The sequence below is a fragment of the Brevibacillus sp. MER 51 genome (assembly GCF_023714195.1).
Taxonomy (GTDB): domain Bacteria; phylum Bacillota; class Bacilli; order Brevibacillales; family Brevibacillaceae; genus Brevibacillus.
This window is the reverse complement of sequence record NZ_JAMAUS010000020.1, coordinates 46,498-72,100: the sequence shown is the minus strand read 5'-3', so window position 1 is coordinate 72,100 and position 25,603 is coordinate 46,498. Positions and strand designations below refer to the sequence as shown.

General features: G+C 48.4%; 22 protein-coding genes, 1 pseudogene and 1 other annotated feature. Of the genes and pseudogenes, 19 read left to right on the top strand and 4 right to left on the bottom strand.

The window, feature by feature from the left end; genetic code table 11:
• Positions 1–353: 353 nt before the first annotated feature.
• The 13 genes from M3630_RS27300 to ileS all read left to right on the top strand — a co-directional run bounded on the left by M3630_RS27300 (position 354) and on the right by ileS (position 14,065).
• Complete coding sequence (locus M3630_RS27300) at positions 354–1,262, top strand: NUDIX hydrolase (RefSeq protein WP_251254176.1); 909 nt, start codon at positions 354–356, stop codon at positions 1,260–1,262.
• A gap of 24 nt (positions 1,263–1,286) precedes the next feature.
• On the top strand, positions 1,287–2,147 hold the full coding sequence (locus M3630_RS27295) for a TIGR02452 family protein (RefSeq protein ID WP_251254175.1): 861 nt from the start codon (positions 1,287–1,289) through the stop codon (positions 2,145–2,147).
• Positions 2,144–2,857 (top strand): nicotinamide riboside transporter PnuC, encoded by a 714-nt coding sequence (gene pnuC, locus M3630_RS27290; RefSeq protein WP_251254174.1) that lies wholly within the window; start codon positions 2,144–2,146, stop codon positions 2,855–2,857. Before M3630_RS27295 ends, pnuC begins: the two co-directional genes overlap by 4 nt.
• Entirely contained in the window at positions 2,845–3,903 is a 1,059-nt protein-coding gene (nadR, locus tag M3630_RS27285; RefSeq protein WP_251254173.1) for a multifunctional transcriptional regulator/nicotinamide-nucleotide adenylyltransferase/ribosylnicotinamide kinase NadR, read from the top strand. The genes pnuC and nadR overlap by 13 nt, the downstream gene beginning before the upstream one ends.
• Positions 3,904–3,944: 41 nt before the next feature.
• Positions 3,945–4,532: a DUF1802 family protein gene (locus tag M3630_RS27280; protein ID WP_232773403.1), complete on the top strand. Its 588-nt coding sequence runs from the start codon at positions 3,945–3,947 to the stop codon at positions 4,530–4,532.
• A gap of 32 nt (positions 4,533–4,564) precedes the next feature.
• Complete coding sequence (locus tag M3630_RS27275; RefSeq protein WP_251254172.1) at positions 4,565–5,545, top strand: quinone oxidoreductase family protein; 981 nt, start codon at positions 4,565–4,567, stop codon at positions 5,543–5,545.
• A gap of 68 nt (positions 5,546–5,613) precedes the next feature.
• Positions 5,614–6,093, top strand: a complete 480-nt coding sequence (locus M3630_RS27270) for a GNAT family N-acetyltransferase (RefSeq protein ID WP_232773401.1) — start codon at positions 5,614–5,616, stop codon at positions 6,091–6,093.
• Positions 6,094–6,329: 236 nt separating this feature from the next.
• Positions 6,330–6,767 carry an RrF2 family transcriptional regulator gene (locus M3630_RS27265; RefSeq protein ID WP_173608731.1) on the top strand — a complete coding sequence of 146 codons (438 nt, stop codon included), beginning with the start codon at positions 6,330–6,332 and terminating at the stop codon, positions 6,765–6,767.
• A 62-nt stretch (positions 6,768–6,829) separates the two neighbouring features.
• The gene (locus M3630_RS27260) at positions 6,830–7,219 is read left to right on the top strand and encodes an IDEAL domain-containing protein (protein ID WP_173608730.1); all 390 of its coding nucleotides are present in this window, start codon (positions 6,830–6,832) and stop codon (positions 7,217–7,219) included.
• 28 nt (positions 7,220–7,247) lie between these two features.
• Complete coding sequence (locus M3630_RS27255; RefSeq protein ID WP_251254171.1) at positions 7,248–7,811, top strand: thioredoxin family protein; 564 nt, start codon at positions 7,248–7,250, stop codon at positions 7,809–7,811.
• Between the two features lie 36 nt (positions 7,812–7,847).
• Positions 7,848–9,047: an MFS transporter gene (locus M3630_RS27250; protein WP_251254170.1), complete on the top strand. Its 1,200-nt coding sequence runs from the start codon at positions 7,848–7,850 to the stop codon at positions 9,045–9,047.
• 157 nt (positions 9,048–9,204) lie between these two features.
• Positions 9,205–10,590 carry a vWA domain-containing protein gene (locus M3630_RS27245; protein WP_251254169.1) on the top strand — a complete coding sequence of 462 codons (1,386 nt, stop codon included), beginning with the start codon at positions 9,205–9,207 and terminating at the stop codon, positions 10,588–10,590.
• Positions 10,591–10,655: 65 nt separating this feature from the next.
• Positions 10,656–10,915: a binding site (T-box leader), on the top strand.
• Between the two features lie 69 nt (positions 10,916–10,984).
• Positions 10,985–14,065 (top strand): isoleucine--tRNA ligase, encoded by a 3,081-nt coding sequence (ileS, locus tag M3630_RS27240; RefSeq protein WP_251254179.1) that lies wholly within the window; start codon positions 10,985–10,987, stop codon positions 14,063–14,065.
• 68 nt (positions 14,066–14,133) lie between these two features.
• Here ileS and M3630_RS27235 read toward each other — a convergent pair.
• A pseudogene (locus tag M3630_RS27235) lies at positions 14,134–14,205 on the bottom strand (immunity protein Imm33 domain-containing protein); the annotation flags it as partial.
• Positions 14,206–14,284: 79 nt separating this feature from the next.
• On the opposite strand from M3630_RS27235, the gene M3630_RS27230 reads away from it, so the two are divergent.
• From M3630_RS27230 to M3630_RS27215, 4 genes are all read left to right on the top strand, one after another.
• Entirely contained in the window at positions 14,285–14,860 is a 576-nt protein-coding gene (locus M3630_RS27230) for a TetR/AcrR family transcriptional regulator (RefSeq protein WP_173608727.1), read from the top strand.
• An 81-nt stretch (positions 14,861–14,941) separates the two neighbouring features.
• The gene (locus M3630_RS27225; RefSeq protein ID WP_251254168.1) at positions 14,942–16,189 is read left to right on the top strand and encodes an efflux RND transporter periplasmic adaptor subunit; all 1,248 of its coding nucleotides are present in this window, start codon (positions 14,942–14,944) and stop codon (positions 16,187–16,189) included.
• A complete protein-coding gene (locus tag M3630_RS27220; RefSeq protein ID WP_251254167.1) occupies positions 16,186–19,284 on the top strand; it encodes an efflux RND transporter permease subunit in 3,099 nt (1,032 codons plus the stop codon). Before M3630_RS27225 ends, M3630_RS27220 begins: the two co-directional genes overlap by 4 nt.
• 84 nt (positions 19,285–19,368) lie before the next feature.
• On the top strand, positions 19,369–20,343 hold the full coding sequence (locus M3630_RS27215) for a Gfo/Idh/MocA family protein (protein ID WP_353057267.1): 975 nt from the start codon (positions 19,369–19,371) through the stop codon (positions 20,341–20,343).
• Between the two features lie 70 nt (positions 20,344–20,413).
• Here M3630_RS27215 and M3630_RS27210 read toward each other — a convergent pair whose 3' ends face one another.
• Entirely contained in the window at positions 20,414–21,004 is a 591-nt protein-coding gene (locus tag M3630_RS27210) for a TetR/AcrR family transcriptional regulator (RefSeq protein WP_251254165.1), read from the bottom strand.
• Between the two features lie 150 nt (positions 21,005–21,154).
• Here M3630_RS27210 and M3630_RS27205 point away from each other — a divergent pair, with 150 nt between their 5' ends.
• Positions 21,155–21,793, top strand: a complete 639-nt coding sequence (locus M3630_RS27205; RefSeq protein WP_251254164.1) for a DUF2306 domain-containing protein — start codon at positions 21,155–21,157, stop codon at positions 21,791–21,793.
• 80 nt (positions 21,794–21,873) lie between these two features.
• On the opposite strand, the gene M3630_RS27200 is transcribed toward M3630_RS27205, so the two are convergent.
• Positions 21,874–23,415 (bottom strand): hypothetical protein, encoded by a 1,542-nt coding sequence (locus M3630_RS27200; RefSeq protein ID WP_251254163.1) that lies wholly within the window; start codon positions 23,413–23,415, stop codon positions 21,874–21,876.
• Positions 23,416–23,501: 86 nt separating this feature from the next.
• Positions 23,502–24,395, bottom strand: coding sequence for a LysR family transcriptional regulator (locus M3630_RS27195; RefSeq protein ID WP_106654350.1), 894 nt, complete (start codon positions 24,393–24,395; stop codon positions 23,502–23,504).
• 247 nt (positions 24,396–24,642) lie between these two features.
• On the opposite strand from M3630_RS27195, the gene M3630_RS27190 reads away from it, so the two are divergent.
• Complete coding sequence (locus M3630_RS27190) at positions 24,643–25,578, top strand: dipeptidase (protein WP_251254162.1); 936 nt, start codon at positions 24,643–24,645, stop codon at positions 25,576–25,578.
• The last annotated feature ends 25 nt before the right edge of the window (positions 25,579–25,603 follow it).

Sequence of the window (25,603 nt, the reverse complement as noted above, 5' to 3'; positions counted from 1 at the left end):
GTTTCTTTACGCTGACCGCAACAGAGCAGTCTACCACGCCCGCCTCTCCATATAAAGCAACAAGAAAAAAGAAAAAACGGGGCCGTCATGCTATTGACAGTCCTCGTTCATATCAGTGAAGCTGAAAACCCCCGCCATTTATTACTACGCTAGGGCGGGCTCCAGAGGCGCTTGGACTGGAAATGTGCTTCTTCTACGCGGCTTTTTAAGACAATAAAAACTCTCGCTTGAAGTGGGTAATTTTTATTGACACCAAAAACAGGAAAGAGTAATATGATACCAACAACTTGATAATAACATTTTGTTAATAACAAGAAGGCAACAACAAATCAGTAGCAAAAAGAGGCGATTGGATGAAGGGTAAACCTTATGTCAATAAACAAGGTCAAACCGAAAAGGAGTACTTGGAAGCTTATGATGTCAGCCAATTCGAGCGGCCGTCTGTGACAGTCGATATGCTGGTATTCACCGTGATGGATGAGCTGGAGGAGAATTACCGCAAGCTCTCGCCCAAATCGTTGAAAATTTTGCTCGTGAAGCGTGGTGAACATCCGTATATCGGCCAATGGGCGTTGCCAGGTGGGTTTGTTACACCTGGGGAGAGCCTGGAGGAGGCAGCCAGACGCGAATTGCGTACGGAAACAAACGTAGACGACATTTACTTGGAGCAGCTCTACACCTGGGGAGATGCGGGCAGAGATCCACGGACATGGGTTATCAGCACGTCGTACATGGCCTTGGTAGACAGTTCGTCTTTACAGCTGCAGGCAGGGGATGATGCAGAGGAAGCGGAGTGGTACCGCATCGAGGACAGGTGGCTGAAAGAAACAAAGACGGCGACGATTGACGGCTCCATTACTGAAAAATGGCTGGAACTGCGACTGGTGCACGAGAAAGAGGAACTGTCTGCCACGATTAAAATTACCAAAACAGTAACGGGACGCACCGTACATGAGACCCGCGAAATTGTAGAGTCGAACAATATTGCATTTGATCACGCCAAAATCATTCAATACGCACTGGAGCGATTGCGCAACAAGATTGAATACACCGATATCGCCTTTGCCTTAATGCCGGAGCTGTTCACATTAAGCGATCTGCAACAGGTGTACGAAGTGATTTTGGGACGTGAGCTGCTGGCTGCGGCGTTTCGCAGGAAGGTAGCCGACAAATTGCTGGAAACAAATCAATATCGAAAACATGCCGGGCACCGACCATCCAAGTATTTCCGCTTTAACCCGGAATGGATGGATCAGATGTAGCCCCGTACCAGGGAGGAAATCACAATGAATCAGGGACATAATCGAAGCGTGCGCGTAAGAATCGCGCAAGAGACGCTGCAAATCATAGAGCAGGGCTACTACGTGAACAAAGCGGGAGAAAAGAAGAGCATTACGGAGGATCTCGCTGCTGCAATCAGCCAGTCGGTCTTGTATCGTCCAAATGATTTGGCTGCAGACACAGTACAACTGCCAACGCATCAAACAACGGCTGTACAACTGCGTGCCAAGGTCGAGGTTACCTCGGAATCCAGCCTGGATGCAGCCAAGCGCCTCGTCGTTTCTGAGAAACGAGCAGATGTCATATGCTTGAATTTTGCTTCCGCCAAAAATCCTGGCGGAGGATTCCTCGGGGGAAGCCAGGCGCAGGAAGAGAGCTTGGCGCGTTCCTCCGGGCTGTATCCTTGCATCGTGCAAATGCAGGAAATGTACACCTATCATCGTCAGTTGAAAACCTGCTTTTATTCCGACTACATGATTTATTCACCGCGGGTCCCCGTGCTCCGCGACCAAAGCGATCAGCTTTTGCATGATCCATATCTCTTGTCTTTTATTACGGCGCCTGCTGTGAATGCTGGGGTTGTTCGTGAACGAGAGCCTGAAAATATCGCAAAGATTGGTCTTGTCATGAAGGAGCGCATCCGGAAAATTTTGCGGGCAGCAGCCCTTCACAATCACAGGACGATCATTTTGGGAGCGTACGGCTGCGGAGTATTCCGCAACAAAGCTGAGGACGTAGCAAATTACTTTGCGACTGTTTTGATCGAGGAACAGTATGCACAGTTTTTTGACCACATTGTTTTTGCTGTCTACGACAATTCTGCGCGCCAGGAAAACCTGCGAGCGTTCAAGGAGAGATTCGCATGAATGCGAAAAGCACCGGCTTTTTAGCAGACTGGAATTGGTTTGAAAAAATATGGCTCATCTCGTTTACACTCGTTACCGTCTATTTGTATTTCGCACTGGATGATACGTTCATCGGATTGATCACGTCCTTAACAGGGATGTTGAGTGTTGTGCTGGTTGCTAAAGGAAAGACGTGGAGTTACTACCCGGGTATCATCAATGTGGTTTTGTACGCGTTCGTCGCCTATGGGCAAAAGTATTATGGGGAAGTCATGCTGAATCTTCTCTATTTTTTGCCGATGCAATTCATAGGACTGTACCTGTGGCGTAAAAATCGCGTGTCCGAAGTCAAACAAAATGACGTCAAGATTGCGGTTTTGTCCAACCAAGCACGTATTTGGTGGACCATCTTGAGCATCATTGCAACGATTGCCTATGGATTTGTATTGAAGCAGATGGGCGGGGCTTTGCCTTTTGTCGATTCCTTGACAGCTGTTCTCTCCGTCATCGCGATGCTTTTCATGGTGAAGCGCTTGGTCGAGCAGTGGGTGGTCTGGATCGTTATCGATTTGTTCACCATCTACATGTGGCTGGCAGCGTTTTTGAAGGACGGAAGCGACATCTCGATGCTGGTCATGTGGTCCGCTTATTTGGTGAATGCCATATACGGCTTGATGAACTGGGTAAGACAGTACCGCAAGCAAAGGGAGGAGCAGACATGGGGGGCGTAGGCTTCATTGGCGGCAAATTTTTGCCACTGCATCAGGGTCATGTATACGCGATTACACAGGCGGCCTGCCGCTGCGACGAACTGTACGTCGTTCTCTCGCACAGCCCGACTCGGGACCAAAAGCTGTGCGAGGAGGCAGGAATCAAGCCCATTCCCTATGAAGTGCGCTTGAGATGGCTGTCCACGCTGGTTAAAGACATGGAAAATGTCCGTGTGCTTGCAGTTGAGGATCATGCGGATAGTGACGAGAGCTACGATTGGGAGGCGGGAGCAGCGGACATCAAGCGCAAGATCGGGAAAAAAATCGATCTGGTTTTTAGCTCCGAGTCCGCCTATGATCCAATATTTCGCCGATTATATCCGGAGGCAGCGCACATCATTCTCGATGAACCGCGCAGCCAAGTACCGATCTCCGCTACCCAGATTCGCAACGAAGGGGTATTCGCTCATTGGCAGCACATCCCGACTGTTGTTCAACCCTATTTCGTCAAAAAGGTAGTGGTCGTAGGAACAGAGAGTTGTGGGAAATCGACCTTGACCCGTTATCTTGCAAAAATCTACAACACTGTGTTTGTCGAGGAGTACGGACGGACAATCTGCGAAGAGGTCGGGGGCTGCGATACGATTTTGACACCGGAGTATTTCCCACATATCGCGTATGGTCACAAAATGAAAGAGTACGAAGCGCTCCAGAAAGCTAACAAGCTCTTGTTCATCGATACCGAAGCGATTGTCACCCAGTTTTACTCTGAACTGTATACCGGGCAAACCTTCCCGGTTCTTGACCAGATTGCCAAAGAGCAAACGTATGATTTGTGGCTGTTCATGGAGCCAGATGTCGCATGGGTAGATGATGGGCTGCGTGTGCATGGAGAAGAGCAAGTGCGCCTGCACAATCATGAAAAGCTGCGCCAGATGCTGGATGAGCGGGGAATTACGTACGTGACATTGCGAGGAGATTATGCCGAGAGACTACTAGGAGCTATGCAGCATGTCGATCAACTGTTGAAGACGACTTCTCAACGAGCCAGAATTGGGCTAGACTAAAGTCATCAAACGATTCTGACAGTAGAAGGGAGCCGTGCTGCATGCAGTCGATCGCACAGCCGCTATCCCCCCTTAGCTTGAAGGAGTGGGCAGTCGCCGTCAAAGCACTTGGAGAAGGTGAGCAGATCATCACGATCCGCAAGGGTGGGTTATACGAAGAAACACGAGAATTCCGCTTGGAAAACAATCAATTTTATTTGTATCCGACCTATGAGCATCAGAAGCGCGACATGGTAAAGGCGGACTACCAACACCTGTTAGACGCCACCCTCGAAGGCTGGACAATGGACAAGAAGACGGTGATGATCGAATATTTTGCCGAAGTAACCGACGATGTTGAGCTGATGGACGAAGCCAAGCTACGCGCGTTATCACCTTTCCACATCTGGACGGATAATTTCGCAGATGTGCGCCTGCATTGGAAGAAAAAACAGCCGCTGCACATTTTGTTCGTGCGGATGTATCGATTAGAGCAACCGGTGGAAATTCCGATTGACGCTGCTTATCAAGGCTGCAAATCCTGGCATGACCTATTGGTGGACATTCCGCGAGCTGCTTTTACCCCTGTGCTTTCCGACGAGGAGTTTGAAGCGAAAAAAGCTGCGATTATGACCATTCTGCAAAACTGACGTTCCATTCCACTCTTGTCTGGAGGGTTCTCATGAAAGCGATCTTGGTAACGGAATTAGGCGGGCCTGAGACGATGAAATATGCGGAAGTCGAGATGCCGATCATGTCACCTACACAGGTGCTGATCCGCGTGGAGATGACCAGTGTCAATTTTGCCGATATCAAATCCAGGTATGGAAAAAAAGGAGCAGCCAAGCTACCATTTATCCCGGGGCTCGATGCGACTGGCGTGATCGAACAAGTAGGGGCAGAGGTGCAAAGACTGAAGGTGGGACAACGAGTCATTGCGTTTCCGGCAAACGGTTCATACGCCGAGTATATCGTGGCGGATGAGAGCTTAACCTTTGCGCTGCCGGATCAAATCAGCACGGAAACAGCAGCCGCTTGCCCAGTCGTGTCATTTACTTCGTACCAGCTATTGGCGAAGGTAGCCCGTATTGCTAAAGGGGAAACCGTACTGATTCACGCTGCGGCAGGCGGAATCGGGACGACGGCGATTCAATTAGCCAAGCTGCTCGGAGCAGGTCGTGTCATCGGTACAGTCGGTAATGAAGCAAAAGCGGAAATTGCCCTGTCAGCCGGTGCCGACCATGTGATTTGCAATGATCGCGAATGTTTTGTGGAAAAGGTACACACGCTGACGGATGGTGCGGGAGCCGATGTCATTTTGGATTCGATTTCCGGAACGGTGAGCGAGCGTAGTCTTGAGTGCCTCGCCTGGTACGGCCGACTTGTCCATTTTGGCAATGCCAGCGGCGAAATCGGTCAGATCAAGACAATCGATTTGCACGCAAGCTGCCGCTCTGTTTTAGGCTTCAGCTTTGGTACGACACGCAAGCTACGCCCACACTTGTTGCAGGATACAGCCAAGCAAGTTTTGGACTATTTGGCGAATGGACAGCTGAACATCAAGATCGGCAAGCATTTTGCATTGGAAGAAGCAGCGAGCGCTCACGCGTGGGTAGAGAGCAGGGCGAGTACGGGAAAAGTATTGCTGGATGTCCGCTCGTAAAGATGTGGAGCCCCCTGCTGATTCACAAGCAGGGGGTTTCGCTTTATCAATTTCAAGAGGTGAATGCTATGCAGATGATTTCAACAAGTGAACTGGACAAAAACGTCATCACTGAATTTTTCATCAAACACTGGGGAAGTCCGCAAATGGTCATCTCCAGTGGTGTCTTCCAATGCGATGTGCTGGATGGCTACGCAGTGAAGGGAGAAGATGGAGCAATCGAGGGGTTTATTTCCTATGTTCTCGAAGATCAGGAATGCGAAATCATTTCCTTGGACAGTGTGATCGAAAACAAAGGAATCGGTACCGCACTTCTCAATCAGGTAGAGCAGACCGCCAAAGAAAAAGGCTGCCACCGCATGAAGCTCGTCACCACCAACGATAACCTGCACGCCATGGGCTTTTACCAAAAGAGAGGCTATCAGCTTCATGAGCTGTACATCAATGCCGTGGACAAGGCGCGTCAAATCAAACCAGAAATCCCCCTGATCGCAGACAATGGCATCCCAATCCGCGATGAAATCCTTTTTATAAAAAAACTTATTTAAAAAAGCCTCGCAGAAGCAATAGCTGTCCGAAAAGCGAAGGTACATGTTTGGAAGGAGACCGCCCGAACGTAGTGAGGAAAAAAGGCGACTGGAAAACATGTGCCTTCGCTTCCCCCGACCACCGAAAATAAAAAACCTCCCGTTTTTTTAAAAAAGTTTGCCCCCACACAATTGTTGACATTCGTAACTGTACGAATTATTATTACAGTACTCTTCGCAAGGAGGCCGTCTGTGACGTGAATAGTGAATTTACCATAGCTGTTCACAGCTTGGCTTTGTTGGCTCATATCCCAGAGCATATGGCAAGCAGTGAGCTCATCGCAAAAAATGTATGTACGAATCCTGCCAGAATTCGCAAAATCTTGAGCATTCTGCGTAAGAACGGGTTTGTGAAGACGAAAGAGGGAATTGGCGGCGGTTATATCCTCGCATGCGATCCGAATGAGGTCACCTTGGCCGAGATATATCGTTCGATCTCGAATGGTACACTGAAGCCACACTGGTGTTCGGGAGATCCGCAGGAAGCGTGTCAGGTTTCTGCGAATATGCACGGGGTCATGGATCAGATTTTTACCGAAGCGGAGATGTACTTTACAAAGTATTTGGAACAAATAACGATCCAAACCGTATTAGATAAAGTCCGTCATGGCTGTCAGGAGAATTCGCAACAGTAACCATACAAATTTTTAACATGGAAACTGTAATGATTTCCGTTACAATTAGGAGGTGCACGAAAATGAATCGAGATGAGTTATTGGAAGTCGGAGATTGGGTATTGGGCAAAACCAAATTCGGAGAGTTAGTTCAAGGCTTCGTCGAAACAGATGATTCATTGCGAGGTACCGCAAAAGTATATGTGGTTCAATGCGACAACGAAGAGACGATCGGCAAGCAGGTGGTGATTCCGAGACAGTGGATGGAACGCATTCCGGTAGGCTCTTTTGATGATGAGGAGCATATGCATGATTTGATCGACCTCGCCCTCGCAACCAAGGATAGAGAGTGGTTTATGGATCTGACTGCCAAGGCAAGCACCATGAAACAGGCGTCAGGGAAAGAAACCCGCAAAACAAGAAGCTCTTCCATTCGCAATCGCTTGGGAACTTCCGCTATTTGGGAGCAATAATTTTCAACATACAGGAGGAGTACGGAGTATGTCTAACGTGAACCAGAACAGTTGGTTTGAAAAAGGAATGAGCTTTGCCGCGTACAAAGAAAGCATGAACGTCAACAAAGAAGAGCTGTCCCGTGTGTATGATCAGCTCACATTTACGGATGAGGATCTGGCAGTCTGGAAGGATCTCTCCCAGCGCAATTGGAAAGGGGTCGTGCTGACCGCAGACTGGTGTGGGGATGCTTCCTTGTGTGTTCCTGTCATTCAGCGAATTGCCGAGGAAAGCAATATCGAATTGCGCTTTCTCATCCGCGACGAAAATTTGGAGTTGATGGACCAATACCTGACCAATGGCACAGCACGTGCAATTCCGATCTTTATTTTCCTCGACCAGGATGGATACGAGGCAAAAGTTTGGGGTCCGCGTTCGCCAGAGGTGCAGGAAATGATTACGACTGCCCGTGCAGGATTGCCGGCTGCAGACGCTCCAGATTTTGAGGAAAAGCAAAAGGAGTTGTACCGCAACTTCAAGCAAAAGATATCTACAGACCCTGCCATTTGGCGCACGGTGATTGAAAGCGTAAAAGCGAAGCTGCAAGGCTAAAAAGAAAATCTAAATGGATAGGAATGGATAAATAATATGAGTAAACAAGAGAATAGTCAGCGACCGATTCTCTTCCTGATGATCAACATGTTTATCGCCATGCTGGGAATTGGCTTGATTATTCCGATTTTGCCCGAATTTCTCAAAGAGTTCGGCGCGGGTGGGGAGACGGCTGGATACTTGGTGGCGGCTTTTGGTGTAACTCAATTTCTTTTTTCTCCGATTGCCGGGGAATGGTCAGATAAGTACGGTAGAAAAATCATGATTGTATCGGGACTCGTCCTGTTTACGATCTCCAATCTGGTTTTTGCCTTGGCAGAACAGACATGGGTGCTCTACCTTTCTCGTCTGATCGGCGGGATCGGGGCAGCAGCGATGATTCCGTCCATGCTGGCGTATGTAGCGGACATTACGACAGAGGATAAACGTGGAAAAGGACTGGGGATGCTCGGAGCCGCCATGTCGCTCGGATTTGTTATCGGACCTGGTATTGGCGGATTTTTGGCGGAGCTTGGTCTGCGTATGCCGTTCTACATTTCCGCGGCAGTTGGTGCGGTAGCCACACTCGGTTCCATCTTTTTCTTGTCAGAATCCCTTCCGAAAGAAAAGCAGCTCGCGGCGCGAAACGCCAAAGACAAACAGGAAAACATCTTCGTACAACTCGGCAAGTCGTTTCAATCGTCGTACTTCATTATGCTGGTGCTGGTCTTTACGATGACGTTTGGCTTGGCGAACTTCGAAGTCATCTTCCCGCTGTTCGTCGATGCAAAGTTCGCTTATACTCCGCGTGATATATCCATCATTATCACAGTAGGTGCTCTTGCCGGTACGATTGTTCAGGCAGCGCTGATCGGCAAGCTCATTACTCGTTTTGGCGAGAAAAAACTCATTAACGTGACGTTCTTCTTGTCTGCTGTATCGATGGTGATGATGCTATTGTCCGGTAACTTCTGGTATATGCTGATTATGACGGTTATCTTCTTTACCCTGACGTCGATTATGCGTCCTGCAATCAACACGCTGATCTCCAAGCGAGCGGGGGATGAACAGGGCTTCGTTGCAGGGATGAACAATGCCTACATGAGTCTGGGGAATATTTTTGGCCCAGCAGTGGCGGGTACGTTGTACGGGGTTCATTTGAACGCACCGTATTTGTTCGGCGCGATTATCCTGGTTCTCAGCTTGTTCTTGTCGCAGGTGGAAAGCCGTCGCAGTGTGAAAAGGGCAGTGGCCTAATAATTTTTGAAAGAGGAAAAGAGTAGCGCAAAGTGTGGAAACGCTTTGTGTTGCTCTTTTTTGCATTATAGGAAAAACGACCTGCATCTTTTATAATTTGTTCGAATTGGAATGATTTAGCATAATGTAGGGTGGAGTAAGAGGAGGGGGAAGCTTTTTGAAGAAATGGGCATCGTTTATTGTGTTTCTTACGCTAGTGATGACGGGCTGTACAGACTCTGATTCTGGGCAAAAAGACACTGCTGCGACACAACAAACCGCGAACTTGCAGGAGCAGACGAAAACGCCTGATCAGACAACTTCAGATACATCCACACAAACGCAGGCCAGAGAGCCACTGCCGCCTGTCAAGCGCGAGTTGACGGCATTTGAGCTCGCATTGGCAAACCAGGTGGTTGGAACCTATGCTGGCGAGAATTACGATGAAGAGAAGGTCAAAAAAGAATTGGATAAGCTCCCAGCTACACTCACATCGGAGCAATATCTCGAGGAGCTGCTGAAATTACTCGGAGAGGATTATCGCCCGTTCGTTCTCACGTTTGCCAATTTTGATTCCAGCGTAGACGTTCACTTGCAGCGGCCGACAGAGGAGATTACCTTGCCGGATACGCAAAAAACGCATTTTGCCTTGCTGATTGATGCGAGTGGCAGCATGAAAGGAAAAGTCGGCAAAAAAACGAAGATGGAGGCAGCCCGAGAGGCGATAGACCAATTCGCGTCTGTCCTTCCGAAAAACGCGACGATTTCTTTACGGGTATATGGTCATAAAGGAAGCGGCAGTGAGCAAGACAAAGCATTATCATGCGCCAGCACAGAGACATTTTATTCGGAGACAGGCTATCAGAAGGAATCGTTTCAACAAGCATTGGGCAAAGTACAACCAGCAGGCTGGACACCGATTGCTAAAGCGCTGCAAGCCGTGCAAGAAGATATTCCAGCCGGGACAAACGAAACATTCGTGTACGTGGTGAGCGACGGGATCGAAACGTGCGGAGGAAATCCCGTAGAAGCAGCCAAAGCACTGAATCAGTCGAGCATAAAGACCGTGGTGAACATTATCGGTTTTGACGTTGATAACGAAGGGCAGCGTATGCTCAAGCAAGTGGCGGATGCGGGAGCGGGGACATACATAACCGTGCAGGATGAAGAAGCTTTGAAAAAGCACCTTCGGGGCGAATACGACAAGCTCAAGCAGGCTTGGTATGCGTGGAAGGAAAATGCCAAAGAAGACGCACTCAGTCAAAAAGAAGCGAAGAAAAAACTCGCGGAAGATACCAAGGAAAAAGTAAAAGCGTTGGTGGAGGAAGAAAAACAAAGATTGCTGGACGCCAGGGAATATTTGAAAAAGAGATTTAACGGAAAAGGCGGAATTATGGATACGGATAGCGCCATTATCGACCGGAAGCAGGAAATATGGCGATACGCTGTGGATACAGGAAATGGGTTATGGAGAGATTCTGTTGACAATGGCAATCAGGAGTGGCGTGAAGTCATTGAGGAAGGACAACAAGGGGTTAGGGACGCAAACGATAAAAAACCTTGAGGGAAACTCGCTTCCTTGACATTTTCTTGAAAGCAGTGTAAAAAGAGTATACGAATAGAACACCAACAAATTCATTGACGAGAAAGAGTAAGCTAATCCCCTTGTTCCCCAGAGAGTTGGCCCTAGTGCTGAAAGCCAACGTTCAAGACTTAGCCGAAAATCCTCTCCGAGAAGGAAAGCTGAAGCATTTTGGAGTAAGCTGACCCGGAATCCCACCGTTACAAGGGACGCGTATGATGGTACGTAGTAGAGGTGCCGAAATGACATGCTTGCATGAAGATTTCGGAACAAGGGTGGTATCGCGAGATCAAATCTCGTCCCTTAGGGGGCGGGATTTTTTTGCGTTCTATGAACCTACACTTCTACGAAAACGACAGAAGAAGGAGTGTACATGATGAGGAAAGTAGACGTAAAAGAAAAAGCAAGGACACGAGAGTTACGCGTTTTGGATCAGTGGAGGAAAGACGATACATTCCGCAAGTCGATGGACAATCGGCTGGGAAAGCCAAACTTCGTTTTTTATGAAGGTCCTCCGACTGCCAACGGACAGCCGCATATCGGTCACGTGCTCGGACGGGTCATCAAGGATTTTATCGGACGCTACAAAACGATGTCTGGCTACCGTGTCGTCCGCAAAGCAGGCTGGGATACACATGGTCTCCCGGTGGAGCTTGGGGTGGAAAAGCGACTTGGTATTTCCGGCAAGCAGGAAATCGAAAACTACGGGGTGGCCAAATTCGTCGAGGAGTGCAAAAACAGTGTCTTTGAATACGAAAAACAATGGCGCGAACTGACAGAAGGAATCGCATACTGGACAGATATGGAGCATCCATACGTCACCTTGACCAACGATTACATCGAAAGCGTCTGGCATATCCTTTCTGACATTCATAAAAAAGAACTGCTGTACAAAGGGCATCGTGTCAGTCCATATTGCCCGGATTGCCAGACGACACTCAGCTCCCATGAAGTGGCGCAAGGCTATGAAGACGTGAAGGATTTGAGTGCGACGGTCAAATTCAAAAGCAAGGCAAGCGACGACATCTTCCTCGCGTGGACGACGACACCATGGACACTTCCAGCCAACGTGGCATTGACTGTTAACAAAGAGCTCGATTACGTGCGGGTGAGGCACAAGGAAGAAGTGTACATTGTAGCAAAAAATCTCGCGGAGAAAGTCTTCAAGGAAGACTACGAGGTTTTGTCCACGCACAAAGGCGCAGAATGGGTCGGAACCCCGTATGAGCCGCCTTTTGGCTATATCCAGGTAAACCATGGGCATATCGTCGTCGATGCAGACTATGTCAGTGATACGAGCGGAACGGGTATCGTGCATACTGCTCCAGCGCACGGGGAGGATGACTATCGCACGACCCGTCAGCATGGGCTTGATTTCGTGAACGTCGTGAATTTGGCTGGTCGCTATACCGATCAAATCTCGGATTTCGCAGGTCGCTTCGTGAAGGACTGCGACGTCGATATCGTCAAAGACTTGTCGCATCGCGGTCTGCTGTTTTCCAAGGAGCGCTACGAGCATAGCTATCCGTTTTGCTGGCGGTGTAAATCACCACTGCTCTACTACGCAATGGAGAGCTGGTTCATCAAAACGACAGCGATCAAGGATCAGCTAATCGAAAACAACAGCAAGATCGACTGGTATCCGGGTCACTTACGCGAAGGGCGCTTCGGGAAATTCCTCGAAGAGCTTGTAGACTGGAATATTAGCCGCAATCGGTATTGGGGGACGCCGCTCAATCTATGGCTTTGTCAGGATTGTGGCAGCGAATATGCGCCAGGCAGTGTAAAAGAGTTGCGTGAGAAATCTGTGGCACCAATCGACGAAAAGCTGGAGCTGCACAAGCCGTTTGTGGATGAGGTGAAGCTGCGCTGCTCTTGCGGCGGTACGATGGAGCGGACACCTGAGGTCATCGATGTGTGGTTCGACAGCGGTTCGATGCCGTTTGCTCAGTACCATCATCCATTCGGAGACGAAAAGGTATTCGAGGAGCAGTACCCTGCCGACATCATTTCGGAGGGAATCGACCAGACACGGGGTTGGTTCTTCAGCTTGTTGGCAGTCTCTACCCTGTATAACGGAAAAGCACCCTACAAGGCGGTCATCTCTACCGGTCACGTTTTGGATGAACACGGTCAGAAGATGTCCAAAAGCAAAGGAAACGGGATCGATCCGTGGGAGGTAATCGAGGAGTTCGGTGCAGATGCGTTCCGGTGGGCGCTTTTGTCTGACAGTGCGCCGTGGAGTAGCAAGCGGTTCTCGAAGCGAATCGTCGCCGAGGCGAAGTACAAAGTGATCGATAAGATCCATAACACGCATGATTTTTATTCGTTATACGCCTTGATCGATGCATTCAAGCCAGAAGAGCATCCAACGCAACCATCTGTGAACAAGCTGGATCGTTGGATATTTTCCCGCTTGAATACCACCTTGCAGCACGTGGTAAAAGGTCTGGAAACCTACGATTTCATGAATCCGGCAGGGCATATCGAAACGTTCATCGACGAGTTGAGCAACTGGTACATCCGCCGTTCGCGGGATCGTTTCTGGAGTAGCGGGATGACGCCTGACAAAGTATCTGCTTACCAGACCCTGCGGGAAGTGTTACTGACGCTGGCGAAGATGATCGCACCATACGCGCCGCTGATCGCAGAAGATATGTATGGCAATCTGGGAGGAGAGGGCAGTGTTCATTTGACTGACTATCCGAAAGTGAACACAGAAGCAATCGACGAAACCCTTGAGCGGGACATGGAAACGGCTCGACATATCGTGGAGCTGGCGCGAAATGTTCGCAACGAAACTGGACTCAAGACCAGACAGCCTCTGTCCGAGCTGATCGTAACGATGGAGCAGCCATTTAACCTCGAGCGATTTGCTGGCATTATCCAAGACGAGATCAATGTCAAAAACATTCGGGTAGAGCAAAGCGACAGCAGCTTCGTGACGTATCATTTCAAGCTCAACCTGCAGGTAGCCGGGAAAAAATACGGCAAGCTCGTTGGGCCCATCCAAGGGTATCTAAAAGAATTGGACGCAGCCGATACACAGAAGGCAGTGGACAATGGCTACTTGGATGTGGAGGTCGCAGGCGAGAGTATGCGGATTACGCTAGATGAGCTGCTCGTGGAAAAGCAAGGGAAGCAAGGCTTCTCTTCTGCATCCGGCTATCAGCTCCATGTGGCACTGAATACGACACTGACAGAAGAGCTTGAGCAAGAAGGCTTGGTTCGTGAAGTCATCCGTGTCATACAGGATGCACGCAAAAAGCTGGATTTACCCATCGATAAACGTGTCCAGCTCACACTGGATGTAGACGATGAGCTACGAGTAGCATTGGAGCGTTTTGATCATGTTTTGCGTGAAAGTGTACTCGTTTCGGATGTGACGTTTGCGAAAATAGCAGATAGGGAGAAAGTTTCGTTCGGTGACAGAACATTTGGCTTGCACATTGGGTAACGAAGCAGTTGGATAAAGAAACAGCTAGGGAACATGGTTACTACACCGGTTCTCTAGCTGTTTTGTAATAATTCTGGGTCAAACCAAACATCCTCATAATCGCCCGCAACCAAAAATCTCCAGCCAACAGGTAATCCAAGCAAGTGCTATTTGACACCCCAGCAATATGTATACTATAATTTCTTCCAGAATGAAAATTCATTCCGCACGAGAGGGGTCATGAACTTGTCTGAAACCAAGCGCGAATTAATCTTGGATGCAGCGCTCGATTTGTTTGTAGATCGCGGTTTTGATGGGACGACCGTTCCGATGATCTCCGAAAAGGCAGGGGTCGGTGCAGGTACCATCTATCGTTATTTCGAAAACAAAGAAGCGCTCGTCAATACGCTGTTTCAAGAATGTGTGGGGGAGCTGCTTGAGACAATCAATGATGGTTATCCTCGCACATCTGATGACTTACGTGAGCAATTTCGGCATATTGCGAATCAGGTGATTCGCTACGCCAAAAAGAATTTGAACGCCTTGCTGTTTCTGGATTCCCATACAAACGGTCACTACCTGGACGAAGCCAGCCGCGAAGCATACATGAAGCTGCGAACATTTTTATGCGAATTCATTGAACGGGGACAAAAAAATAAGGTTATCCGTCCATTGCCAGCGGATGCATTGATTGCGATTATGGACGGGGCATTCATCGCATTGAACAAGTGCATCAAGGCTGGCGAAATCGAAGAAACCCCGGAATTGCTTGCCGGTGTAGAGGAAGCTTGCTGGGATGCGATCAGAATTCATTAATTCTGATCCTTCTTTTGAACAATTCGGAATGAATATTCATTCCGGGATACTTTTCTATAAAGCAATAGGAGTGAGGCCTACATGAATAAGACGGGAAGAAAAGTGGTGGGGATGTTGCTGATCATCTCCCTTGCAGTGATTGGGACGGCTTGCAATCAGATGAAGCAGTTAACGGAAAGCGAAGTCCAAGCCGAGGCCAAAATTGTGGAAGCGGAGCCGGTCGAGCTGAAAAGCTTCCGATCGAGCAGTGAACTGTCAGGGACACTTGCGCCTATCGAAGAGACGACTGTTTCTTTTGAAGTAGCCGGGGAAATCAAATCATTGCCATACAAAGAAGGAGATGTTGTCAAGAAGGGAGAAGTGCTCGCCCGCCTCAATGCTACAGACTACTCTCTCCAGTTGGCATTGGCAAACGCTGAGATGCATGGTGCGAGCGCCGAGCTTTCCAAAGTAAAAAACGGAGCCCGGGAACAAGAAGTTCAGCAAGCGAAAGTAGCGGTCGAAGCGAAGAAAATCTCTCGGGATCAAGCACAGAAAGACTATCAGCGCATGGAACAGCTCTATAAAAATGGGGCGATCTCCGAAACCGAATTTGAAAATGCCAAGAATGCCTTTGAACTAGCAGATAAAGATTATGCAGAAGCGCAAGAGACGTATTCGCTAGTGATAGAAGGCGCTCGGACTGAGGATATCAGCGCGACAAATGCCAGCTACCAAGGGGCGATGGTCACTCGCGATCAGGCTGCAGCTACTTTGGCAAAAACGGAAGTGAAAGCACCTATTCAAGGAACAGTGCTAGCGAAAATGGCTGATGTTGGGCAACTCGCAAGTTCAGGGGCTCCTGTCTATCGAATCGGCAACATCCAACAGTTGAAAACAGTCTTGCCTGTACCGGACAAGGACATCTCAGCGTGGAAGGTGGGAGATGAGGTCGAGATTCGTTTGTATGAAGACAAACGAATCGGAAAGGTTACGACGATTTATCCGGCGACGAACGAGCAGACGGGCACGATTAGCGTGGAAGTCGTCATTGATAACACCAAAAAAGATTGGTTTGCAGGGCAAGTCATCAGCGCAAAGCGAACCTTGTCTCAAAAGAAAGGCATTTTTGTCCCTGCCAAAACCGTTTTTAGCCGTGGTTCTGAGCCTTACGTTTTTTTGCTAGCGGATGGAAAAGCGATCAAGACCACTGTCACGATTGGCCAGTATGTTGACAATCATTTGGAAATTACTGCTGGCTTGCAAGCAGGCGACATGTTGATTACGAAAGGTGCTGATCGTTTGCTTGGCGGGGACTCTGTCACCGTGAAAGGAGGCAATCAGCCATGATCGAGTTTTTCATCAACAAGCGCAAAATCACCCTCGTTTTCTTTTCGATGCTCGTGCTGATTGGTATGTTCATCTCAGTTACGCTTCCGAAGCAAGAGCAACCAGACATTATCGTCAGCATGGCTACCATTACCACCGTGTATCCGGGAGCGACTCCTGAAAAGGTGGAGCAGACAGTCACGAAGAAGCTGGAAGAAAAAATCAACGAGGTGCAAGGAGTCAAATCCATTAGTTCGGAGTCCCGATCAGGTGTATCCATTATCAACGTGCGAACAGAGAATGACGTTGAACCAAAAACGGTGTTTGAAGATGTACGGAAAAAGGTAAAGGATGCCGAGGCCGATTTACCCGATGAAGCAGAGCAGCCCATCATCAATGATGACATGAGCCGGACTTTCATCCAGACCTTTCAAATCACAGCCAACTCTTTTGAAGAAATCCTCCAATTACGCGATATGCTTGATCTATGGAAGGATCAGCTTCGAACCGTGCCAGGCGTATCCGATGTTTCGATCCAAGGATTGCCGGAGCAGGAAGTAAAGGTCGCGGTCGATGCACAGAAGCTGCAACAATACGGCATTTCCTGGGCGCAAGTCATCCATGCTGTCCAAACGAAAAACGAAACAACACCCCTAGGTGATGTCAATATTGATACGCGAAAATATCAGCTCACATTACCAGTCAGCTATGAAGTAGCGACTTTTGAAAAGGTAGTCGTGACACGTACGCAGGAAGGAATGCCCGTCTATTTGAAGGATATTGCCACCATTTCCGACAGTACCAAACGGGTGGAGTATCGAACCTATTACAACGGGAAGCCTGCTGCGACCATTAGCATCAACGCTGAGCTGGGAAGCGATGTTCCAGCTGTGCAAAAAGCGGTGGATACGAGGCTTGCCACGTTGGAAAAGAGTCTCCCGGCGTGGGCGAAAAAAGAGCCTGTGTTTTTGCAAGTGGATCGAATCGACAGTATTTTTTCCGAATTGTATCTGGAAATGATCATTGCGATCATAGCCGTACTTTTTATTTGCATCCTTGGTTTGAATGTAACGACATCCTTGATGGTTGCATTGGCGATCCCCATCTCTTTGGCAGCTGGGATGGTGATTCTGCCCTTCTTTGGCATTACGCTCAATCAAATGACCGTATTCGGGCTCATCATTGTTCTCGGTATTTTGGTAGACGATGCAGTGGTGGTAAATGACAACATCGAGCGCAGATTATCTGTTTTGGGCGAGGATCCGTACACGGCTGCTGTAGCCGGGACGAAGGAAGTGGCCATCTCCATTGTCACTGCTACCCTTGCTACCATCTCTGCGTTTGGGCCGATCATGTTTCTGCCTGGTGATGCTGGTCAGTTTATTTTTCCGGTACCGCTCATTATCATTTTTACGATGGCGGCCTCGATGTTCATGTCACTTACGATCATTCCGATTTACCGGGAATGGAACGAGCGAAGGAACAAGAAACGGAGCAAAGCAGAGACGGACTACCGTAAGCCAGCGGGCTTATTAGGCAAACAAATCGATGCATTGACGAATTGGTATGGCGATCGTGTTCTGAAAGCCATGTTGAAACATCCGCTGAAAACAGGAGTGAGCGGAGTACTGATTGCCACTGCTATCTACGGACTCGCTGCGGTTGTTCCTGTTCAGCTTTTCCCTGATGATGACAGGCCACAGATGGTTGTGAATATAACGACGCCGATTGGCGGCAATTTACAGGAAACGGATCGAATTGCCCTGGGTGTTTCCAAATGGATCGCGAAACAGGCACACATTCAAAAGGTTGCATCTTTCGTAGGTGGCAATGCGCCACAGATGATGCCCTCAGCACCGCCGGTTGGTACAGGTGAACATGTAGCGCAATTGATCGTTACCTTTGACAATCACAAAATGGATGCGCGAAAGGTGCTGGCGCCGTGGTCGGAGCAGTTTAAGAGGATGTATCCAGAAGCCAACATCATTCCGTACAGCGTAAAGGCGGGGATGTATTCTGGTAACCCGGTTGGAATTCGGGTGTATGGGGATGATCTGCAACAGCTGTACGCGATCTCTGAGCAAATCAAGCAGCTCATCATGGAGTCAAAAGGAACGTACAACATCAACGACACGCTCGGAAATGAACAGTACTCCCTTCAATTCCATGTGAATCGAGAAAAGATGGACAAGGAGCTGATCAACGAAGCGGATTTGACCAGAACGTTGCGTTTGATCAGCCAAGGCATTCCAATGGGACAATTTGACAATGGGAGAAACTTGATCGATATTACGCTGGTAGCCGATCAGCCGGGAATGACGACAGAGCAAGTCTTCGCGCAACTCACGGTTCCGAATGCACGTGGGCAGCTTATTCCGGTTTCGCAAATTGCAGAAATGAAGCCGGATTTATCGATGCAGAGTATTCCTCGTTACAATATGTCCCGTAGTGTCACGATCACGAGTGATGTCCGAGATCGGACGGCTGCAGACGTGATGAGCGAAATAACAGCGAAAATGGAGCAATTGGAATTGCCAGACGGGTATGGCTGGAATGTAACAGGTGAAACAGAGGAGGAGTCGGAAGTTTTGCTCGATTTGGGTGTGCTTGCGATTGTGGCGGTCTTTCTCATCTTTTTGCTGATCGTGCTGCAGTTTAACTCGTTGTCTATTCCTGTCTTGGTCATGAGTACAGTCTACCTCGCCATCGCGGGCAGCTTGATCGGGCTATTTATCACTTCCACACCGATTGGATTCATGACAGTAGCAGGCTTTATCGCATTGGCGGGTATCGTCGTTCGCAACGGGATCGTACTAATCGAGTTTATTGAGGAAGCGAGGCATCAAGGCGTCTCTCTGAACGATGCAGTCATCAGGGCGGGGAAAGCAAGGTTGCGCCCGATTTTACTGACGACCTTTGCCGCAGTAGCCGGTCTGTCACCGATGGCGATTACGGGAAGCGTGCTGTTTCAGCCGCTCGCCATTACGATCATTTCTGGCTTACTGTTCTCGATGCTACTTACGCTGATTGTTGTTCCTTCTCTCTATACAGTCATAGCCATCCAGAAGGAGAAAAAGCGGGTAAAAAAGGAAGCGCAGAAGCAGCTGACAATCTGAGCTTTTCAGAAGGAATGTTCAGATCAATGGAGAAAGGGGTAGGGGCACGAAGACGAACCTTCACCAGGAAGTGAGGAAATGCAGATGGACCAAGTGAAATGGAACGTTGGAGTTATTGGCGCAGGCGTTATGGGCGAGCGCATGATGAACGCGATCCGTACCCACGAAAAATTTCGAGTAGCCGCAGTCAGTGATGTATCTTCGGAAAGAGCACAGGAAGCCGCGCAAAAGTCCGGCGATGTGCCTTGGTACACAGATTATAAGGAACTATTGAAAAAGGTAGAACTGGACGTCATCTATTTGGCGGTTCCTCCCAAGTTCCATCATGCGATTGCCTTGGATGTACTGGCGCATAAAAAGCATTTGCTCTGCGAAAAGCCATTGGCTAATTCATTGACAGAAGCGCAAGAAATGTTGGAAGCAGCAAATGACGCAGGGGTTGTCCATGCGATGAACTTCCCGCTCTACTATCAAGGTGTTTTTCCTGAGATCTCCCGCAGACTCAGAGAAATCGGAGATGTCCGCCGTATCGATATCCTGACGCATTTCCACCAGTGGCCGCGTCCATGGCAGCAAACACCCTGGCTGGCTGGTCGTGAGCAAGGCGGTTTCATCCGTGAAGTGCTCCCTCATTTCACTCACCTGACTTACGCGCTCTTCGGAGACCTGCATGTAGTTCGCTCAGAGGTAGACTATCCAGCAGATCCTGCGCTATGCGAGACTGGTGTATCGGCCTTCCTGCGTCTGACAGATGGTACCCCGGTTACGATCAATGGCTTGGCGGGTATCGCGCACGAGGAGCATTTGGATTATCGCGTGTACGGGTCAAAAGGGACGTTGAGCGTCGTGAACTGGAGTAATCTGCTTGTGGGTGGATACGGCGAAGCGCTCGTTCCGGCTGAAGTTCCACAGCAAGACCGTCTCACCCTGTTGTTGGATGAGCTGTCCGTTGCGATGAACGGTGGGGATGCCAGACTGGTTACGTTTGAGACAGGTGTGAAAGTACAGCAGGTGTTGGAAGCATTACTCGGACATGAAAAAGTACACTACATCAAATAGAAATTAGTCCACGAAAAAAGAGCAGGTAGGCAGGGGGAGCACATCCCCTCCGACTGCTCTTTTCTTTTTGCTAGGGCTTGTATGTCTGTAAAAGCTGCTCTATATGCTTGATGGCAAAATGGACATGCTTGTTATCCCGGGTGAGTCTGCTTGCCATGATGGCTCCTTCAATGGAAGAAAAGATAAACGAAGCGATGGCTTCTGCGTCCATGTCAGAACGAAATTCTCCCTGGGCAATTCCTTCTTCCAGCAATCCCTGCATGAACGAAACGACCTCTTGGTAAGCGGTGACAGCATAATCGCGAAGAACAGGGAACGAATGGTCACTTTCGACGGCTGTGTTGAGAAGCGGGCAGCCACCTTGGAGCGGGGGATTGTTTACCGCATCAGAATACACCGTTGCCATGGCTACGATTTTTGCAGTGGCCGTGTCCTGTTTTTCTAGCGCAGCCGCAAAATGTTCCTGTAACACTTCCCCCGCATATTTGAAGGCCTCTATTGCTATTTCATCTTTACTGGCAAAGCCTCTGTAGAGGGCACCTTTGGTAAGTCCCGTGGCATCCATGATGTCTTGCATGGAGGTTCCTGTATATCCGTTTTGATTAAACAGCTCTGCTGACTTCTGGATAATATGCAGCTTTGTTTTTTCGCCTTTTCGCATCGCGATAGTCCTTTCATTCCGGCCAACACGGTCTATATTCGTCCAAGTTATTGTAACATTTCTCTTGTGTACGAAAGAAGGCAATCATGTAAAATCAAAAAGAGACCGAACCGTTCGGTCTCTAAAATCGAACAAAGGGTTGTGTGACAGGTGAACCGTATCAAACCGTATTCGATTGTCATTTTCGTCGCTTGTATAGCCATCACGTATGCACTCGTGCAAAACTTTATCATCGATCCAGAAGCGAAAGGCTTTCTCAGTCACAAATCTGCTTACAACAAAGAGCGAATGAACACATCGATCTGGCTTACGGTCATGTATGTCCATTTGTTTTTCGCCCTGATTGCCCTGGTCTGTGGGGTGGCTAACTTTTCGGACAAGCTGCTCGCCCAGAACCGCAAGCTACATAAAGTAACAGGCTATGTTTATCTGTTTAGTGTGTTGGTTGTAGTAGTTACATCCGGTTATATGGCTCCTTATGTAACGGGCGGTAAAGTGGCGAGTTGGCCCTTCCACCTGTTGAACATCATTTGGCCGGCCATCACCATTACGGCGCTCGTCAAAATTAAAAAGGGTCAAGTCATAAAGCATAAGGAATGGATGGTCCGGAGTTTCGTCTTCTTGTTCACGAACATGCTGATTCATCTCGTGAAGCTGATCCTAGAGAAGGGAGTAGGGTTGCCGTATGAGCTCAGCTACACAATCAGTGTTTATGTCGCCATGATTGGACTTGTCGTGACGGCGGAGATGATCATTCGTACGAAATGGCGAGCTCCGAAAACAGCATGAGTGAGACGAAGGGCCTCTCAAACAAAAAAGCAGCGCAACAGAACCCACGAGGTTAGACTGATGCGATGCTTTTTCAATTGCTACTTTTCTTCGACACTCTCGCTTCCTTGTTTCGGGGGAAATAGTCTCTGTAACCCTCGTTTGTGGTGATATTCATTCTGCAGAAGAGTGGGTTCAACTGCGTAGGCTAGCTCGGGGCTTTCCGGTGCAACGGATTCCAATGTGATGTGGATACTTTTAATGGGGGGCTTGGGGACCTTTTTCTGTTGATTCCTCTTTTTGTTTCTACTTTTGTTTACTGGTTGAGAGTTCGCTACAGGTTCGGTGATGGTTTGCACTTCCTCCACCACTTCCATTTTTCCTTGGAAAAACAAATGGTGTGCTGTTTCGTTTATCGGATCTTTATCCCCTTCTTGCAAAACACGTAATTGAAGTTTCGATCTTTCGATGAGAAGGTTGATCTCGGGCTCTAGGAGCTCTTGGGTAATTTTTTCATGTGGATCGTCCTTCCAAAATGTATTGATCGCCTGCACATCGCCCGCAAAGTATTCCAGCTTATGTCGAGCGTAAATGTGCTTCCAGCATTTTTCCGAAATGACCACATTCACTTTGATTTTTTTATCAAATTCGGTTAGCTGGTAATCCCAGGTAAAGGTCACTTCCTTGAAAGAATCTTGTGCGTCTTGCGTGTTTGATTTCGCTGTTTTGTCTTTTTCATACCCTAATAAATGTTGCTTTGAGCCCAAATCCTCTAACTTGCCTGCTCCCGTTTTTAGCCATTCTGCAGGTACACGCTTCACATTTTTCGTTTCAGATTTGTACCAGATGGTTTCATCATAGCTTGGCTCCTCTGAAAAATCCTCACGTACTTTCTTCAAGCATGTCGTAATGTCATTCATTACTTTGGAAAGCACTTCATCCATTTGTTTGGCCAGATCTTCATGTTTTTTCGTATTGGGAAACAGCGGGGTCAAATGGTAGAGCTTACGTATATATGAATCGATTTCTCTTAGTTTCGCTGAGACTGCCTTTTCACGGGCGATGATTGTCGACTCGTCATCCATGTCTACCATCTCAATTTGTGGATCGAATTTTGAACCGGGATTCCCAGTCGTTTCTTTAAAACCAGGCACCAAGTTTTTATAGAAATTCACCAATTGAATCCTTGTGCATTTTTCCTCGTTATCGGACACCATTTTTATTTCGTTGATAAGAGTAGCGAAGGATTGCTTGGCTGCCTTAAATGTCTTATTCGGCAATTGCTGGATTTCTCCTAATAACTCGCTGAAGGTGATAAGGGAATGCTGTGAGATGGTATGATCCATTTGCATCTCATCATTTTGAAAAGCTTCGCTTCTAGCTGTTTCTGCGTTTACTCGACGCTTCGTATTATACTCATCCTCGTCCTTAAAGCGTTGGATAGGCTGTTTGTTATGCGCGATTCCTTGTCTCTGTGATTTCATTAACTGAATCAGTGCACGATTTCCAATCGACTTCTGCAGCTGGATAAGGTGTGACGGGCTATCGTGCTTGAGGGATGCAGAAGGTGGGGGCATGTTTTTTGGGACGGGCTGCTGCATAGTAGATGCTTGGGCTGAGTGCTGGAATAGATGAGACGACATGGGAAATCACCTCCAGGGGATTTGAATGAATAGAATGCAGTGATCAAGGGTCGTCCAGCATTTCGGGTTTCTGCGCAGATCTCCCGCTACTGCTGCAATGCTTTGCTCTGCATCAAAAAGTCGATAAACGTACGCATAATCCCGTGAACAGGAGTATCCTTGAGGTAAATCAGCTCGAAGTTCCTGTTGATTTGCGGCAGATTCAAGACGTCTACTTCCTGCAGCTCTCCTTCGTCCAAGTCTTTGGAGATAGCAAACCGAGGCAAAAAGGCGATGCCCAGCCGTTGTTTGACCATCCGTTTCACGACCTCGATGTTGTCAGCCTCCATGACGACATTGTTTTGTAGCTGAAAATGGCTAAACGCGTTATTGATCAGCTTCCAGTCGAGCGAGCCCCGATTGAACAAGATCAGTCGTTCACGTGCGACTTCTTCTATGGAAACCTGATGGCGAAATCCAAACGGATGGTCGGGATAAATCGCTAAGACCATGTCATCCGGCATCAGCTGAATCCGGTTAATCTGTGGATGGGTAACGGCACGAGCAATTCCGAATGATACCTCGTGGTTCAGCACCATATCGAGCACCTGATGGGAATGCCCGGTGAGGATCGTCAGCTTGATTTTTGGGTACAGCTGCTGGAATTGCTGAACGAGGTCAGGCAAAATGTAAAAGGCGGAGACAAAAACGGTAGAGATGGTCAATTCTCCCTCTACATCGCCTTGCGATCGCTGAATCGCTTGCTGTCCCTCCTGCAGCATGTGCATGATGTTTTTCGCATAGGGAAGGAACAGATCGCCTTCTTTTGTAAGAGAAATCGTATGACCCGTACGTTGAAACAGCTTACAGCCCATAGTCGTCTCGAGTGCCTTGATCCGCATGCTGACCGTGGGCTGTGACAGATAGAGCAAATCAGCCGTTTTGCTGAAGCTCCCGGTCAGAGCGACAAAGATGAATGCTTCTATTTGCTCCATATTCATGAGTAGTGGCTCCATTATGTGAATTTTTAAATCGTACGAGAAAGTTTACGTGCTTCACAGTGTGAAAGCGACCATGTTTAAACTTTCCGCAAAAACGCGGCTGTTCCTCCTCGAACATGCCTCGATAATGTTTTCTTAAGGGACTTATTGCAATAATTTATTGGATTCGCTCTTCAAAATACATTACCTTAAAATTAACAGAATAGGTAGTGTTCTCAAAGGAAATTAGGACAAGGGATGGATACAGATGGCCAAGATGCCGATTATCGATTTGCACTGTGATGCGCTTCTGAAAATTTGGGAGAAAAATGGGGCTCTGTCCTTTGCGGATGCAGACGAGCTGGACGTCAACAGGAACCGGCTACACGATGGCGGGGTAAAACTGCAGTGTTATGCGATCTGGACATCACCTGAATTGTCCACGGAGCAACGTTTTCAAAAAGCTTTGGATCAAATTCATTACTTTTATACAGAGGTTCTCGGAAAACATCCGGAAATGAAACAAATCCGTGATTGGAGCGATATCGACCGTTTGCAAGAGGGAGAGATCGGAGCGTTGCTAACGTTGGAAGGGGTAGAGCCAATCAGCAACGATTTGAAGAAGCTGCATATTTTTTATCAGCTGGGGGTTCGCTCTGTAGGTCTCACCTGGAACTTCGCAAATCTCGCTGCAGATGGAGCGCTTGAACCGAGGAATGCCGGACTGACGACCTTTGGCAAGGAAATCATTCAGTTCCACAATGAGCATAAAATGCTCACGGACGTCTCACATCTGGGGGAGAGCAGCTTCTGGGATACGATTGAGCTCGCTACATACCCGATCGCGAGTCATTCAAATGCACGAGCGATCTGCGACCATCCACGCAATCTGACGGATGAACAGGCAAAAGCGTTATTTGCCAAAGGCGCGAATGTACATGTCGTCTACTGCACCCAGTTTATCAAGGAAACGACACCAACAACGATTGATGATCTGATCAAACACATCGATCATTTTTGTTCACTCGGTGGCGTGCGTCATATCGGGCTCGGCTCTGACTTCGACGGCATTACCGCAAAGGTTGTGGGCTTGGAGCATGCGGGACAGAGTCAAAACTTGATCAACGAGCTGCTCAAGCATTATAAGGAAGAAGAAGTGCGCGGGTTTGCCTATGAGAACTTTCTTCGCAATCGTCCGGTGTAAGCGATCGGCACAGCCTTACGAAAGG

Coding starts and splice junctions, on each gene's coding strand:
- M3630_RS27250 (WP_251254170.1), top strand. CDS start 7,848: ATGAGTAAACAAGAGAATAGTCAGCGACCGATTCTCTTCCTGATGATC.
- pnuC (WP_251254174.1), top strand. CDS start 2,144: ATGAATGCGAAAAGCACCGGCTTTTTAGCAGACTGGAATTGGTTTGAA.
- M3630_RS27280 (WP_232773403.1), top strand. CDS start 3,945: ATGCAGTCGATCGCACAGCCGCTATCCCCCCTTAGCTTGAAGGAGTGG.
- ileS (WP_251254179.1), top strand. CDS start 10,985: ATGAGGAAAGTAGACGTAAAAGAAAAAGCAAGGACACGAGAGTTACGC.
- M3630_RS27220 (WP_251254167.1), top strand. CDS start 16,186: ATGATCGAGTTTTTCATCAACAAGCGCAAAATCACCCTCGTTTTCTTT.
- M3630_RS27200 (WP_251254163.1), bottom strand. CDS start 23,415: ATGTCGTCTCATCTATTCCAGCACTCAGCCCAAGCATCTACTATGCAG.
- M3630_RS27255 (WP_251254171.1), top strand. CDS start 7,248: ATGTCTAACGTGAACCAGAACAGTTGGTTTGAAAAAGGAATGAGCTTT.
- M3630_RS27210 (WP_251254165.1), bottom strand. CDS start 21,004: ATGCGAAAAGGCGAAAAAACAAAGCTGCATATTATCCAGAAGTCAGCA.
- M3630_RS27230 (WP_173608727.1), top strand. CDS start 14,285: ATGAACTTGTCTGAAACCAAGCGCGAATTAATCTTGGATGCAGCGCTC.
- M3630_RS27195 (WP_106654350.1), bottom strand. CDS start 24,395: ATGAATATGGAGCAAATAGAAGCATTCATCTTTGTCGCTCTGACCGGG.
- M3630_RS27190 (WP_251254162.1), top strand. CDS start 24,643: ATGGCCAAGATGCCGATTATCGATTTGCACTGTGATGCGCTTCTGAAA.
- M3630_RS27270 (WP_232773401.1), top strand. CDS start 5,614: ATGCAGATGATTTCAACAAGTGAACTGGACAAAAACGTCATCACTGAA.
- M3630_RS27300 (WP_251254176.1), top strand. CDS start 354: ATGAAGGGTAAACCTTATGTCAATAAACAAGGTCAAACCGAAAAGGAG.
- M3630_RS27260 (WP_173608730.1), top strand. CDS start 6,830: ATGAATCGAGATGAGTTATTGGAAGTCGGAGATTGGGTATTGGGCAAA.
- M3630_RS27225 (WP_251254168.1), top strand. CDS start 14,942: ATGAATAAGACGGGAAGAAAAGTGGTGGGGATGTTGCTGATCATCTCC.
- M3630_RS27215 (WP_353057267.1), top strand. CDS start 19,369: ATGGACCAAGTGAAATGGAACGTTGGAGTTATTGGCGCAGGCGTTATG.
- M3630_RS27275 (WP_251254172.1), top strand. CDS start 4,565: ATGAAAGCGATCTTGGTAACGGAATTAGGCGGGCCTGAGACGATGAAA.
- M3630_RS27295 (WP_251254175.1), top strand. CDS start 1,287: ATGAATCAGGGACATAATCGAAGCGTGCGCGTAAGAATCGCGCAAGAG.
- nadR (WP_251254173.1), top strand. CDS start 2,845: ATGGGGGGCGTAGGCTTCATTGGCGGCAAATTTTTGCCACTGCATCAG.